The 14,031-nt window shown below is 65.6% G+C and carries 7 protein-coding genes; 1 reads left to right on the top strand and 6 read right to left on the bottom strand.

The window, feature by feature from the left end; all coding sequences use genetic code 11:
* Positions 1-119 precede the first annotated feature (119 nt).
* The 5 genes from ACE3TQ_RS15850 to ACE3TQ_RS15870 all read right to left on the bottom strand — a co-directional run bounded on the left by ACE3TQ_RS15850 (position 120) and on the right by ACE3TQ_RS15870 (position 11,605).
* A complete protein-coding gene (locus ACE3TQ_RS15850) occupies positions 120-2,456 on the bottom strand; it encodes a TonB-dependent receptor (protein ID WP_374583244.1) in 2,337 nt (778 codons plus the stop codon).
* A gap of 74 nt (positions 2,457-2,530) precedes the next feature.
* A complete protein-coding gene (locus ACE3TQ_RS15855) occupies positions 2,531-3,415 on the bottom strand; it encodes a CheR family methyltransferase (RefSeq protein ID WP_374583245.1) in 885 nt (294 codons plus the stop codon).
* Positions 3,415-8,304 carry a HAMP domain-containing protein gene (locus tag ACE3TQ_RS15860; RefSeq protein ID WP_374583246.1) on the bottom strand — a complete coding sequence of 1,630 codons (4,890 nt, stop codon included), beginning with the start codon at positions 8,302-8,304 and terminating at the stop codon, positions 3,415-3,417. Before ACE3TQ_RS15860 ends, ACE3TQ_RS15855 begins: the two co-directional genes overlap by 1 nt.
* A gap of 295 nt (positions 8,305-8,599) precedes the next feature.
* Positions 8,600-10,687 (bottom strand): prolyl oligopeptidase family protein, encoded by a 2,088-nt coding sequence (locus tag ACE3TQ_RS15865; RefSeq protein WP_374583247.1) that lies wholly within the window; start codon positions 10,685-10,687, stop codon positions 8,600-8,602.
* 36 nt (positions 10,688-10,723) lie between these two features.
* Complete coding sequence (locus ACE3TQ_RS15870) at positions 10,724-11,605, bottom strand: neutral zinc metallopeptidase (RefSeq protein ID WP_374583248.1); 882 nt, start codon at positions 11,603-11,605, stop codon at positions 10,724-10,726.
* 75 nt (positions 11,606-11,680) lie between these two features.
* On the opposite strand from ACE3TQ_RS15870, the gene ACE3TQ_RS15875 reads away from it, so the two are divergent.
* On the top strand, positions 11,681-12,355 hold the full coding sequence (locus ACE3TQ_RS15875) for a hypothetical protein (RefSeq protein WP_374583249.1): 675 nt from the start codon (positions 11,681-11,683) through the stop codon (positions 12,353-12,355).
* On the opposite strand, the gene ACE3TQ_RS15880 is transcribed toward ACE3TQ_RS15875, so the two are convergent.
* Positions 12,342-13,988, bottom strand: a complete 1,647-nt coding sequence (locus ACE3TQ_RS15880; RefSeq protein WP_374583250.1) for a CehA/McbA family metallohydrolase — start codon at positions 13,986-13,988, stop codon at positions 12,342-12,344. The genes ACE3TQ_RS15875 and ACE3TQ_RS15880 overlap by 14 nt on opposite strands.
* Between the last annotated feature and the right edge of the window lie 43 nt (positions 13,989-14,031).

The following is a 14,031-nucleotide window of genomic DNA, read 5'->3' on the forward strand; positions in this document are numbered from 1 at the left end:
CACCCCCCCAAAAATATACACCCAAAGCGAACCTAATTGGGGGTCTGGACTCAAAATCGCACAAAAGCGGCCGAAAGGCAGCTTTTGTCCGATTGTCAGACCTGACCCCGAATTTCCAGTTAGAACTTGTAGGAGGCGGTGAGCTTGTAGGTGCGCGGGTCGCCGTAGTAGGTGGTGACGGTGTTGAAGAAACCACCAAAGGCGTAGCCGGCTACTTTGTAGCGCTTGTCGGTCAGGTTGCGGCCGTGCAGGCCGATCTGCAGCTTGCGGTCGGCGCTGGTCCAAACCAGGCCGGCGTCCCACAGGGCGAAGGCGCCTTGCGCCAGCATCTGGTTCTGCGGTACCAGCGCGTCGAGCGAGGCGACGCCGGTCGGGCGCACGATTTCGGCCTGGTACACCTTGTCCTTGTACGACAGGCTGTTGTTGAAGCTCATGGTGCCGCCGCGGCCCAGCAGGTTGACCGACCATTCGTAGGTGGCACCCAGGTTGGCCGACATCTTCGGCGTGTTCTGCACTTCGGCGCTCTTGGCGATGTTGACCAGCGTGGCGCCGCTGGCCACCATCCATTCCTTGTACTCGGCGTCGATGTAGCTCAACATGCCGTTCAGGGTCAGCTCGTTGCTGACGCGGGCGATGGCTTCCAGCTCCAGGCCTTTGATCTTGGCCTTGCCGGCGTTGGTCAGGGTGCCGGCGAAGCCGTTCACCTGTCCCTGCGCGTTGAAGGTCGGGATGGAGCCGGCGATCTGCACGTTCTTGTAGTCGGTGTAGAACAGGGCGGCGTTGGTCTGCAGGCGGCCGCCGTTCATGGACGACTTCAGGCCCAGTTCGACCGTGTCGACTTCCTCGGGATTGACGCCTTTGCGCTTTTCCAGCGAGGCTGGGGTGTTCGGGCCGCCGGTGGCCGCCAGGTCCATGCGCGGGTCGTACATGCCGCCTTTGAAGCCGCTCTGGTAGGCGCCGTACAGATTGTGCTCGGGCGCCAGCTTCCAGCCGAAGCCCAGTTTCGGCGTGAACTTCTTGTCCTTGCGGTTCAGGTCACCCTTGCCCAGGTCGGTGTTCGGCGCCAGGCCGACCGCGTTCGGGTTGCCCAGGTTGGGCGAGCCGCCCAGGCCGAGGTAGGTGCGCTTGAAGATGGCGGCTTCGCGCTGGTCGTCGGTCCAGCGGCCGCCGACGCTGACGTTGAAGCTGTCGCTCACGCTGTAGCTGGCGTCGGCGTAGATGGCCCAGGTCTTGGAGTCGATGTCGTCGCGCGTCAGCAGCGACAGGCCGCCGCTGGCGTTGTACAGCACGTCGAATTCGTTGAAGGCGTTGGTCTTCATGTAGAACAGGCCCGCCACGCCCTGCCATTTGGAGCCGGAATAGGTCAGCTGGAATTCCTGGCTGTCCTGCTTGTCGCTATAGATGGCCGGGGCTTCCCACAGCGGTGCGTTGAGCGAGTCGAAGTCGATCGGCGCGTAGGATTTGGACGAACGGTGCGCGGTGACCGACTTGAACATCAGCTCGGGCGAGATGTTGTAGTCGATGGTCAGCGAGGCGCCCTTGGTGGTGACTTCCTGTTCATGGCCGTTCACCTTGTACAGGTTGGCGCGCGTATCGTAGTCGCCGGCCAGCGGCGGCTCGTTGCCTGGCGCCGGGCCGTTCAGCAGGCGGTAGCCTTGCTTGGCCTGCGAGTCGTCCTTGGTGTAGTCGGCCGCCAGGCGGATGAACAGGTCGCTGCTCGGCACCAGCTCGGCGCTCACGCGCGCCGCGCCCACATCCTTGTTGTAGTTTTCGCGGCCGTTGATGACGTTTTTGCCGAAGCCGTCGCGGTTGAAGGTGCCGACCGTGGCGCCCACGCGCAGGATGTCGCTGATCGGCGTGCTGCCTTTCAGGACCAGGTCGCGCTGGCTGTAATTGCCCAGCGCACCCTTGATTTCAAAGGTCGGGTTGGGCGAGAGTTTTTTCGTGACGTACTTGACCGCGCCGCCGATCGTGTTGCGGCCATACAGCGTGCCTTGTGGGCCGCGCAGCACTTCGATGCGTTCCAGGTCGTAGATGTCGGTCAGCGCGCCTTGCGGGCGGGCCAGGTAGACATCGTCCAGGTAAATGCCGACGCCCTGCTCGTAGCCGGCCACCGGGTCCTGCTGGCCGATGCCGCGGATGAAGGCGGTCAGGGTGGTGTTGGTGCCGCGCGAGGCTTTGAGCGTGGTGTTCGGCACGATATCGGTCAGCGCCGTGATATCCGGCAGCGCCTTCTTCTCCAGTTGCGCGCCCGACAGCGCGGTCACCGCGCCCGGCACATCCTGGATCAGCTCTTCGCGCTTACGGGCGGTAACGATCACCTTGTCGAGCACCGCTTCCGCCTTCTCACCGCCGGCGTCCTGCGCCAGGACGGGATGGGCATAGATGGCGGGTAAGGTCATCATCACCGCCGCGACCGAGCGGCGCAGCATGAAATTGTTATTCGACACACGCATCAAAGTCTCCTCAGGTTTTGTTATGCGAGGAGTGTGCATGTTTTGCCAACTGTGCGAAACTGACAGGGTTGCACTCACGTTGTGCAATTTTGCACATAAAAAATGGGGACGTACCCCATTTTTTTATACCAGGGCTGGGGCGGGGAAAGCGGGACGTAGCTGGCGGCAAGGGGCGCGGCGGGGTCGAGCGGGCGGTCCAGGGCGAGCGTGCCGAGCGGGGCCAGGCTGTCATGGAACAGCTGCAGCACGCGCTGGCGCAGCAGGGGACCGAAGTCGGGCAGGGCGCGCTGGCAGCTGATGAAATTGAACTCGTTGAACGAGGCGTCGGTGACCAGGTTGTATTGGGCCCAGCTGATGCGGTTGCGCAGGGCGGGCGCCAGCACGGCGCGGCCCGACTGCAGCTGGAAGAAGTCGGCGAGCCGGCGCTGTCCGCCCGACTGTTCGTAGGCCGCTTGCGCGCGGTCCAGCTCGACCGCCGGCAGCCAGGCGGCCATGGCTTCGTCCAGCAGGTCGTCGCTGGCGACGGTGGCGTGGATTTCGGCGTGTTCCAGCAGGCCCATGTCGGCCAGGATGATGGCCAGGGTCCAGGCCTGGCCGGCGCCGGCGCAGTCGGCCAGCCAGACGCGCGGCAGGGCGGCGCCGCGCAGGGACTGCTCGGCGGCCTGGCGCAGCAACAGTGCTTCGACGGGGGCGTCGAACAAGCCGGCGGGCGGCACGTGCAGGGCGCGCAGCAGGGTGCCAACGGTGGCGCCGTCGTGCAGCACCTGGTCCTGCAGCTGCGACAGCGTGGCCAGGCCGCGCTGCTGCATGAAGTCGAACAGCTTGCGCTTGAGCGGGACGCGTTCGTGCAGGCGGAAATCGAAGCCGAAGCGGCGCACTACCGCTTCCAGCAGCAATTCCAGCTCCAGTTCCTCCAGCTCCGGCGCCGTGCTGCGCCGCAGTTCTTCGTTGGCACCCATCAATGCAGCCAGACGCGCATCAGCGACAGCAGCTGCGCCACGTCAACCGGCTTGGTGATGTAGTCGGAGGCGCCGGCGGCGATGCACTTGTCGCGGTCGCCCTTCATGGCCTTGGCGGTCAGCGTGATGATCGGCAGCGAGCGGAATTTCGGGATGCGGCGGATGGCGCGCATGGTGTCGTAGCCATCCATCTCGGGCATCATGATGTCCATCAGGACGATCTCGATGCTCGGGTCGCGTTCCAGCACTTCGATGCCGTCACGCCCGTTCTCGGCAAAGGAGACCTGCATCTGCTGCCGCTCCAGCAGCGAGGACAGGGCGAAGATATTGCGCAGGTCGTCGTCCACGATCAGCACCTTGCGCCCGGCCAGGCCGGCGTCGGCGGCGTGCACCTCCTCCAGCATGCGGCGCTGCGCCTCGGGCAGGTTGGCCTGCGAACGATGCAGGAACAGTGCCGTTTCATCCAGCAGCCGCTCGGGCGAGCGCGCATCCTTGATGACGATGGTCTTGGCGTAGCGCTTGAGCTTAGCCACCTCCTTGCGGTTCAGTTCCTTGGCGGTGTTGATCACGATCGGCAGGTCGCGCAGGCGCTGGTCCTTGCCGATCATGTCCAGCAGGTCGAAGCCGCTGATGTCGGGCAGGGTCAAGTCCAGCACCATGCAGTCGAAGTGGGCGGCGTGCAGGGCGGCCAGGGCTTCCTTGCCGGTGCCGACGGCGGTGATGTCGACATCGGTGTCGCCGATCAGCTTGATGATGGCGTCGCGCTGGTTCTCCTCGTCGTCCACCACCAGCAGGTTGCGTTTGCCGCCGATCAGGAAGCGCTGGATGCGCGAGAACTCTTCGCCCAGGTCCTCCTTGCTGACCGGTTTATTCAGGTAGGAGATGGCGCCGCTGCGCAGGGCGCGTTCACGCTCGCGCAAGCTGGACATCACGTGCACCGGGATGTGGCGCGTGCTCGGGTCGCGTTTCAGGCGCTCCAGCACAGTGAAGCCGTCGATGTCGGGCAGGTCCAGGTCGAGCAGGATGGCCGACGGCAGGTAGTCGCGCGCCAGGCTCAGGGCCCAGTCGCCCTGGTGGGTGACGATGCCCTTGAAGTTCTTCTCGCGCGCGAAGTCCAGCACCACCTTGGCGAAGCGCTCGTCGTCCTCCACGATCAGCACTGAAGGGTCGCCCGGCGCGGTCAGGCCGCGGTCGTCGATGGTGGAGCCGTACGCCTGCTCCTCCTGTTCCGCCTGCGGCTGCGGTGGCGGCGTGTACACCACCGTGGGCGCGGCAAGCATCGGCTGCGGCGCCGACGGCGCGGGCAGGCGCGGCATGGCCGGCTGGCGCGCCGTTTCGTAATAGACGAAGCCGGAGCGGTTATACGGCAGGAACAGGGTGAAGGTGGAACCGGCGCCGACCACCGATTCAACGCGGATCTCACCGCCTAGCAGGCGCGCCAGCTCGCGCGAGATCGACAGGCCAAGGCCGGTGCCGCCGTATTTGCGGGCGGTGGAGCCGTCGGCCTGCTGGAAGGCCTCGAAGATCAGCTGCAGCTTGTCGCCGGCGATACCGACGCCGGTGTCGCTCACCGCGAAGGAGAGCACGGCGTCGGCATTGCCCAGGTTGGGGTGGTCGCTGCTCCAGCCGCTCTGCACCAGGGCGATGCTGAGCGAAACCTGGCCGTGGTTGGTGAACTTGAAGGCGTTCGACAGCAGGTTTTTCAGCACCTGCTGCAGGCGCGTGGTGTCGGTCATCAGCGAGGCGGGCAGGTTGTCGCCCAGCTCCACCGTGAAGCCGAGGTGCTTGGCCTCCGCCATGTGGCGGAAGGTGCGCTCCACGTAGCTGCGCAGGTTGGCGAAGCGGTATTCCGACACGTCCAGCGTGACGGTTCCCGACTCGATCTTCGACAGGTCGAGGATGTCGTTGATCAGGGTTAGCAGGTCGGAGCCGGAGCCGTGGATGGTCTTGGCGAATTCCACCTGCTTGCCGGACAGGTTGCCTTCCGGGTTGTCGCCCAGCTGCTGCGCCAGGATCAGTAGCGAATTCAAAGGCGTGCGCAGCTCGTGCGACATATTCGCCAGGAACTCGGATTTGTATTTGGAGGACAGGGCCAGCTGGGTCGCTTTTTCTTCCAGCGCCAGTTTGGCCTGCTCCACCTCGCGGTTCTTGCGCTCCACCTCGATATTCTGCTCGGACAGCAGGCGCGCTTTCTCGGCCAGCTCCTGGTTGGTCTGCTGCAGCTCCTGCGCCAGCGATTGCGACTGGGTCAGCAGCGACTCGGTGCGGCTGTTGGCCTCGATCGTGTTCAGCACCACGCCGATCGACTCCATCAGCTGGTCGAGGAAGGACAGGTGGGTTTCCGTGAAGCGGTCGAGCGAGGCGATCTCGATTACCGCCTTCACCTGCTGCTCGAACAGGATAGGCAGCACCACGATATTGGTCGGCGGTGCCGCCCCCAGCCCCGAACTGACCACGATGTAGTCGCGCGGCACATCGGTCAGCCAGATACGCATTTTCTCCAGCGCGCACTGGCCGACCAGGCCCTCGCCCGGCAGGAAGGAAGTCGGCAGCTTGCGCGAGGAGCGGTAGCCGTAGCTGGCGATCATGCGCAGGCGGGCGTCGGCCAGCTGCGAGTCCATCATATAGAACACGCCGTGGTGCGCCGACACCAGCGGCGCCAGCTCGGACAGGATCAGCTTCGTCACCGCCTGCAGGTCGCGCTGGCCTTGCAGCAGGCGGGTAAAGCGCGCCAGGTTGGTTTTCAGCCAGTCCTGCTGCGCGTTCTTCTGCGTGGTTTCCTTCAGGTTGCGGATCATCTCGTTGATGTTGTCCTTCAGGTAGGACACCTCGCCGCGCGCCTCCACCTGGATGGAACGGGACAAGTCGCCGCGCGTCACGGCGGTTGCAACTTCCGCGATGGCGCGCACCTGGTTGGTCAGGTTGGCCGCCAGCTGGTTCACGTTCTCGGTCAAGTCCTTCCAGGTGCCGGCCACGCCGGACACGTTTGCCTGGCCGCCCAGCTTACCCTCGGTACCCACCTCGCGCGCCACACGGGTCACCTCCGACGCGAATGAGGACAGCTGGTCCACCATCACGTTGATGGTGTCTTTCAGCTCGAGGATCTCGCCTTTCACGTCCACCGTGATTTTCTTGGACAGGTCGCCGCGCGCCACGGCCGTGGTCACGGCCGCGATATTCCGCACCTGGCCGGTCAGGTTGGAGGCCATGAAGTTCACGTTATCGGTCAAGTCCTTCCAGGTGCCGCCGACGCCGGACACATTGGCCTGGCCGCCCAGCTTACCCTCGGTACCCACCTCGCGCGCCACGCGTGTCACTTCCGATGCGAAGGAGTTCAGCTGGTCCACCATCACGTTGATGGTGTTTTTCAGTTCCAGGATCTCGCCCTTCACGTCCACCGTGATTTTCTTGGACAGGTCGCCGTTTGCCACGGCGGTGGTCACCTCCGCGATGTTGCGCACCTGGCCGGTCAGGTTGGAGGCCATGAAGTTCACGTTATCGGTCAAGTCCTTCCAGGTGCCGCCGACGCCGGACACATTGGCCTGGCCGCCCAGCTTACCCTCGGTACCCACCTCGCGCGCCACGCGTGTCACTTCCGATGCGAAGGAGTTCAGCTGGTCCACCATCACGTTGATGGTGTTTTTCAGTTCCAGGATCTCGCCCTTCACGTCAACGGTAATCTTTTTGGACAGGTCGCCGTTTGCCACGGCGGTGGTCACCTCCGCGATATTACGCACCTGGGAGGTCAAGTTACCGGCCATCGAGTTAACCGAGTCGGTCAAATCCTTCCACGTACCCGCCACGCCCTTCACCTGCGCCTGGCCGCCCAGCTTACCCTCGGTACCCACCTCGCGCGCCACACGGGTCACTTCCGAAGCGAAGGAAGACAGCTGGTCCACCATCACGTTGATGGTGTTCTTCAGCTCCAGGATCTCGCCCTTCACGTCCACCGTGATTTTCTTGGACAGGTCGCCGTTGGCCACCGCGGTGGTCACCGCCGCGATATTCCTCACCTGGCCCGTCAGGTTGGAGGCCATGAAGTTCACGTTATCGGTCAAGTCCTTCCAGGTGCCACCCACGCCCGGCACATAAGCCTGGCCGCCCAGCTTGCCCTCGGTGCCCACCTCGCGCGCCACGCGGGTCACTTCCGATGCGAAGGAACGCAACTGGTCCACCATCACGTTGATGGTGTCTTTCAGCTGCAGGATCTCGCCGCGCACGTCCACCGTGATCTTCTTGGACAGGTCGCCGTTCGCCACGGCCGTGGTCACCTCCGCGATATTGCGCACCTGGGAGGTCAGGTTACCCGCCATCGAGTTCACCGAGTCGGTCAAGTCCTTCCACGTGCCGGCCACGCCCTTCACCTGCGCCTGGCCGCCCAGCTTACCCTCGGTACCGACCTCGCGCGCCACCCGGGTTACCTCGGAGGAGAAGGAAGTCAGCTGCTCCACCATGGTATTTGCCGTCATGGCCGCGCGCAGGTACTGGCCCTTGAGGGGATGGCCATCCACCTCCAGCGCCATGGTCTGCGACAGGTCGCCCTTCGCCACCGCCCCGATCACGCGCGCCATTTCCGTGGTGGGGCGCACCAGGTCATCGATCAGCGTATTGACCGCGCTGATGATGGTGGCCCAGCCGCCCGAGACATGCACGGTCGCGCGCTGCGTCAGGCGGCCCTCGCGGCCCACCACGCGGCTCACTTCCGTCACCGACTTCACCATGCGCTCGTTGGTCTCGATGATGTCGTTGAGGGTATCGGCGATCTTGCCGGACACCCCCGTCCAGTCGGACGGCAAGCGCGCCGAAAAGTCGCCTTTTTTCAGGGCCATCAAAGTGGACAGGATCAGTTTCAGGTCCAGCTCTTCCGGCAGTTCGGTCATATCATTCATTGACGCTACCTCAGGTATGAAGGTGGAATGCGAAGCGAAGGCTTAATGTACTCCTGCACGCACGACAGTCAATCATAAAGTGCTAAAAAGCGCCATCTTGCCAATATTGCACAGCATAAAGATCCTAAAATTTCCCAGGCGCACGTTTAGATTCGGGGTCAGGTCTGACAATCGGACAAAGTGCCGCTATGCAACAAAAAAACACCCCTCGCGCACGTGCAATGCGGGAAGGGCGTTTTGATAAAAATCAAAGGTGTGTCATCGGTGTCCGAATGACAGACCTGGCACCGGTTTTTTACTTCAGTTGCTTCAGGAGGAAGGCGTAGGTCTGGGCCGTCATCTGGGCTTGCTGGTCGTTGTTGGCGGCGCCGGCGTGGCCGCCTTCGGTGTTTTCCCAGTACAGCACGTCATGGCCTTGTTCCTTCATCTTTGCTACCATCTTGCGGGCGTGGCCGGGGTGGACGCGGTCGTCGCGGGTGGAGGTGGTGAACAACACGCGCGGGTAGTGCTTGTCCTTGAATACGTTCTGGTAGGGCGAGTATTTGCTGATGTAGGCCCATTGCTTGGGGTCGTCCGGGTCGCCGTATTCGCCCATCCAGGAGGCGCCGGCCAGCAGTTTGCTGTAACGCTGCATGTCGAGCAGGGGCACCTGGCACACCACGGCGTTGAACAGGTCGGGGCGCTGCGTCAGGGCGGTGCCGACCAGCAGGCCGCCGTTGCTGCCGCCCATGATGCCGAGGTGGCGCGGGCTGGTGATCTTGCGCTTGATGATGTCCTGGGCGACGGCGGTGAAGTCGTCGAAGGCGCGCTGGCGGTTTTCTTTCAGCGCGGCCTGGTGCCAGCGGGGGCCGAATTCGCCGCCGCCGCGGATGTTGGCGAGGACGTAGGCGCCGCCTTGCTTGAGCCATGCTTCGCCAGTGCTGCCGCTGTAGAAGGGCTTCATCGAGACTTCAAATCCGCCGTAGCCGTACAGGATGGTCGGGTTCTTGCCATTGAGCTTGGCTTTCTTGGCCATCACGACGAAGTAGGGGACCTTGGTGCCGTCCTTGGATACGGCCATGTGCTGCTGTACGGTGTAGGGCTTGGCGTCGAAGTAGGCGGGCAGGGACTTGAGCGCGGTGCGCTGGTCGCTGCCGGCTTGCGCCAGGTACATCGTGGTGGGGGTGAGGAAGTCGGTCACCGTCAGGAAGTACTGGTCGGAGTCGACCGGGTCGAGCGCTTGCACGCCGAGCGTGCCGAAGGCGGGGGCGTCGACTTTGCGCTGCTGCCATTTGCCGTCGATGTGGCGCAGTTCGACCAGGCGGTTCTTGACGTTGTCGAGTACATTCAGCAGCAGGGCGCTGCGGGTGGCGCTGACGCCGTCCAGAGAGCTGGTGGCGGTGGGGGTGAACAGCACTTCAAAACGGCGTTCGCCGGCCATGAAGCGCTTGAAATCGGTGGCCAGCAGGGAGCCTTGCTTGTAGGTGGCGCCGTTGATGGTCCAGTCGGAGCGCAGGTCGATCACGAGCTGGTCGCGGACGGTGTAGGCGTTGGCGTCGTCCGGTTTTTCCACCTTGGTGAGCTTGCCGCCGTCGCGCAGGAACAGCTCACTGGCGTAGAAGCCGATCTGGCGGCTGATGAACTGGTGGCTGTGGCCGGGGGTGAAGTCTTTGTAGGCGCCGACGCCCAGGTCTTCGTTCCTGGCTTCGTACAGGGTGGCGGCGGCGGCCAGCGGGGCGCCGCGCTTCCATTCCTTGACGATGCGCGGGTAGCCGGAGGTGGTCATGCTGCCGGCGCCGAAGTCGGTGGAGACGAACACGGTGTCGGCGTCGATCCAGCTGATGTCGCTCTTGGCTTCGGGCAGGTTGAAGCCGTCGCTGATGAAGGCGCGCTGGGCGATGTCGTATTCGCGGACCACGTGGGCGTCGCCGCCGCCGCGCGAGAGCTGTACCAGGCATTTTTCGCCTTTGGGGTAGAGGCAGGAGGCGCCGTGCCATACCCAGTTTTCTTTTTCATCGGCGGCCAGCTTGTCGATGTCGAGCACCGTTTCCCATTGCGGTTCGGCTTTCTGGTACTGCTCGAGCGTGGTGCGGCGCCAGATGCCGCGCGTGTGCACGGCGTCGCGCCAGAAGTTGTAGTAGTAGTCGCCTTGCTTGCTGACGTAGGGGATGCGCTCTTTGGAGTTGAGGATGGTCTTGAGCCGGTCGTGGATGCCTTTGTAGTCGGGCTGCGCCTGCAGCTCTTTTTCGGCAATGGCGTTTTGTTCCTTGACCCAGGCCAGCGGCTTTTCGCCAGCGACGTCTTCCAGCCACAGATACGGGTCGGGCTGCTGCTGCGCGTAGGCGCCGCCTGCGGCCGCCAGGCCAAGCACCACGCCGGATGCCATTTTTCGATACGAGCGCATTCCACCTCCAGGTTGTCAGAATGCGCACAATTTACACTATAGCTGGCGTGCCTCAAAGGTATTGCATTGGGAAATTTCGCCGGATTCGATGCCGCGCGTGAACCAGCGTACGCGCTGGGCGGAACTGCCGTGGGTGAAGGAGTCTGGCACCACCTGGCCGCCTGCCTGGCGCTGCAGGGCGTCGTCGCCGATGGCGGTGGCGGCGGCCAGCGCGGCTTCCACGTCGCCTTGCTCGATGATGTTGCGGGCGCGGTTGGCGTGGTGGGCCCAGACGCCGGCGAAGCAGTCGGCCTGCAGTTCGAGCCGCACCGACAGGGCGTTGGCCTGGCGTTCGGAGGCGTTGCGCTGGGCGTGGTGTACCTTGTCGCTCAGGCCCATCAGGTTCTGTACGTGGTGGCCGACTTCGTGCGCGACCACGTAGGCCTGGGCGAATTCGCCGGGGGCGTGGAAGCGCCGTTCCATCAGGCGGAAGAAGTCGAGGTCGATGTAGATCTCGCGGTCGCCGGGGCAGTAGAACGGGCCGGTGGCGGATACGCCCTGGCCGCAGGCGGTGTTGATGCGGCCGCTGAACACGTTCAGCTTGGGCATCTGGTAGGTGCCGCCGTTGCGGCGGAACAGGTCGGTCCAGACGTCTTCGGTGTCGGCCAGCACCACTTTCATGAGCTTGAATTCGCGGTCGTTGGCGTCGCTGCGCGGGCGCGGCTGCTGCTGTTCGCTGACCTGGACCGGGCCGCCGCCGCCGCTCAGCAGGCCGAGGATGGTGAGCGGGTTGACGCCCAGCACCCAGCCGCCCAGCAGGGCGATCACAATGGTGCCGATGCCGATGGAGCGGCCGCCGAAGCCAAACCCGCCGCCGCCGCCGCTGTCGCCACGGTGGTCTTCTACATTGTCACTTTCCCGATTGCCTTCCCAGCGCATTTTTTTAACTCCTTGGTTGTTATCCTGAAGTGTAGCGCATTGGTGCGCGGGGCGGGCGCACGTACAATGCGGGCCATGAGGATTCCAGACAAGGTGGTTGTGGCGGCGTCGGTGGCGCTGCTGGTGCTGGCCGGCGTGGCGGGCTGGCGTTATTTCGGGCGTGCGGCGCCGGACGGGCCGCCGTGCGCGCAGCAGCAGCCGGGCAGCTTTACGGCGCAGTGCCTGGCGCAGGCCAGGGCAGCGGCGGGGCGCGGCGATGCGGCGGCGATGATGGCGCTGGCGGACCATTTCAAGGGGCGCCAGCCGGAGGAGGCGGTGCGCTGGACGCGGGCGGCGGCGGCCCAGGGCGAGCCGCGCGCGGTCGGCGCCGTGCTGGAGGCCTGCGGTGCGGGGCGCGCTTTTACGCTGGAAGACGCGCAGGCGGTGCTGCCGCAAGCGTCGGTGCTGCAGGCGCTGGACTTCCGCCTCGGCGGCTCGTGCGCGCCGGTGGACCTGGCGGCGGCGCGCGCTTTCGCGCCGGCGTCGGTGCTGGCGGAGCGCGACAGTGCGCGCCTGTGTGCGGTGGCGGTGCGTTACGGCCAGCTGCGCATGACGCGCGAGGGTGCGCAGCTCGATTCGCTGGCGGCGCAGCAGCTGCTGGCCGAGTGCGAGCGGCGGCCGCAGGCTTCGGCGGCCATCCGCCACGAGGCGCAGGCCGTGCGGCAGATGCTGGCGCGCGAAATCCGGCCGGTGCACATCAGCGCTGATTGACCCAGACCGGGGCGGACCACAGCTGGCGGCCGTCGTCCTGGGTGATGCGGGCGTAGTAGAAGTGGCGGCCGGGCGCGGGCGTGAAGCGGTGCTGCAGGCCGGCCACGCCGGGCAGGGCGGCCACTTCGCCGCGGCGGCCCGGGACGCCGTGCATGATGTCGAGCGCGGCGATGCCGCGCCCGGCGCTGCTGGCGTAGTGCACCTGTAGCGCCAGCGGGCCGCTGTTCTCGATTTCACTGCCCATGATGGCGCCGTTGGCGCTGAGGGCGATGGCGCTGTGCTTGTCCATCGTGGCGAACACGCGGCGGGCGCGGATGGCGGCCAGCACGCTGTCCTGGCTCTGCCGGTCGGCCGCCGGCAGCAGTATGCCGGTGCGGTTGCCGTAGGCGGCGCCCCAGTTGGCGCAGTGGTTGTCCTGGTTGCTGCTGAAGGCCAGCTGGTAGCCCGCTTCCAGCAGGCGGTTGCAGGCGCTTTCGTAGTAGCTGTGGCGGGTTTCGCCTTCGTCGATGCGGCTGGAGAAGGCGTGGCTGTTCATGATTTCGCACAGGGCCATGGCGGCGCCGCCGTCCTGGCTGTAGGCCAGGGCCTGGCCGGCGATGGGGAACTGGCTTTCCTTCGGGTGGTTGAACTGGCCGAGCCAGCCCTGTTCGTGCATGATTTTATACAGGGCGGCGTAGTCGTTGCGCGGCGTGACGACGTCGGCAAACGGCTGGCCGTCGCTGCTGCGTTCCCAGCCGAGCAGGGCGGGGCTGTTGAGGATGTTGATGTGGCCGCCGCCGCTGATCACGCCCCATTCCTGGCCGTACAGGGCGGTGAAGCCGGGGTGGGCGGCGCTGTAGCTGGCGGCGCTGGCCAGGCCGATGCGGTAGAGCTGGCGTGCGGCCAGCGGGTCGGCGCCGGGGGCGCTGCTTTCGCTGCCGTCGTACATGTGGTTGTGCTCGGAGGCCAGCAGCACCTGCAGGCCGTGGCGCTGGGCGAACTGGAAGGCGTCGTCCGGGCCGAAGGGGGCGCTCTGCGGCGCCTGGGCGCCGTTGCAGCGGGCCGGGTCGCCGCCGCCGTCGCTGTGGTTGGTCTGGCTGTGCAGGTTGCCGTACAGGATGGTGTAGGGCAGGCCGGCGAGCTGCGCCGGGCCGGGCGCGCCGGCCGTGCCGGGGGCCGGCGGCGCGGCGCTGGCGGCCAGCAGCAGGGCGGGCTGGCCGACCGCGATCGGGCGCCGCTGGCGGATGTCGCCGGCTTGCAGGCGCAGCTCGTAGATGCCGCTGGGCAGCCCGGCGTCGGCGCGCCAGGCGATCTGCACGCGGCCGCTGCCCTGGCGCGCGGCGTGGCGTCCGCGCCACTGGCGCAGCAGGCGCCCGTCCGGGCGGTGCAGGCTCAGTTGCCAGGCCCCGCCTTGCGCCGGGCGTGCGCCCGGCAGGGTAAAGTGCAGGATGAAAGTCCTGGCTTGCCCGGCGGGCGGCGCCGGGAAGGCCGCTTCCAGCATGGCGTCGAACTCGCGGTGTTCCTGCGCCGACGCAGGCGGTGCCGCCGTGGCTGGGGCGGCAAGGCTGGCGAGGCTGGCCGCCAACCCTTGCACGCAGGCAGCGGTAACCCGGCTCAGGCGCGAAGCCGGTAAGATGTGAAATCCGTTTTTCATGATGTGCCCTCCTGTGGTGCTTTCGACCAGGAGGCAAGGAATT

It is taken from the genome of Pseudoduganella sp., from assembly GCF_041914865.1.
Classification (GTDB): domain Bacteria; phylum Pseudomonadota; class Gammaproteobacteria; order Burkholderiales; family Burkholderiaceae_D; genus Rugamonas.

What these genes read in the sequence shown, in the direction of transcription:
- ACE3TQ_RS15850 (WP_374583244.1), bottom strand. Translation starts at nt 2,456, where the DNA reads ATGCGTGTGTCGAATAACAATTTCATGCTGCGCCGCTCGGTCGCGGCG.
- ACE3TQ_RS15855 (WP_374583245.1), bottom strand. Translation starts at nt 3,415, where the DNA reads ATGGGTGCCAACGAAGAACTGCGGCGCAGCACGGCGCCGGAGCTGGAG.
- ACE3TQ_RS15860 (WP_374583246.1), bottom strand. Translation starts at nt 8,304, where the DNA reads ATGAATGATATGACCGAACTGCCGGAAGAGCTGGACCTGAAACTGATC.
- ACE3TQ_RS15865 (WP_374583247.1), bottom strand. Translation starts at nt 10,687, where the DNA reads ATGCGCTCGTATCGAAAAATGGCATCCGGCGTGGTGCTTGGCCTGGCG.
- ACE3TQ_RS15870 (WP_374583248.1), bottom strand. Translation starts at nt 11,605, where the DNA reads ATGCGCTGGGAAGGCAATCGGGAAAGTGACAATGTAGAAGACCACCGT.
- ACE3TQ_RS15875 (WP_374583249.1), top strand. Translation starts at nt 11,681, where the DNA reads ATGAGGATTCCAGACAAGGTGGTTGTGGCGGCGTCGGTGGCGCTGCTG.
- ACE3TQ_RS15880 (WP_374583250.1), bottom strand. Translation starts at nt 13,988, where the DNA reads ATGAAAAACGGATTTCACATCTTACCGGCTTCGCGCCTGAGCCGGGTT.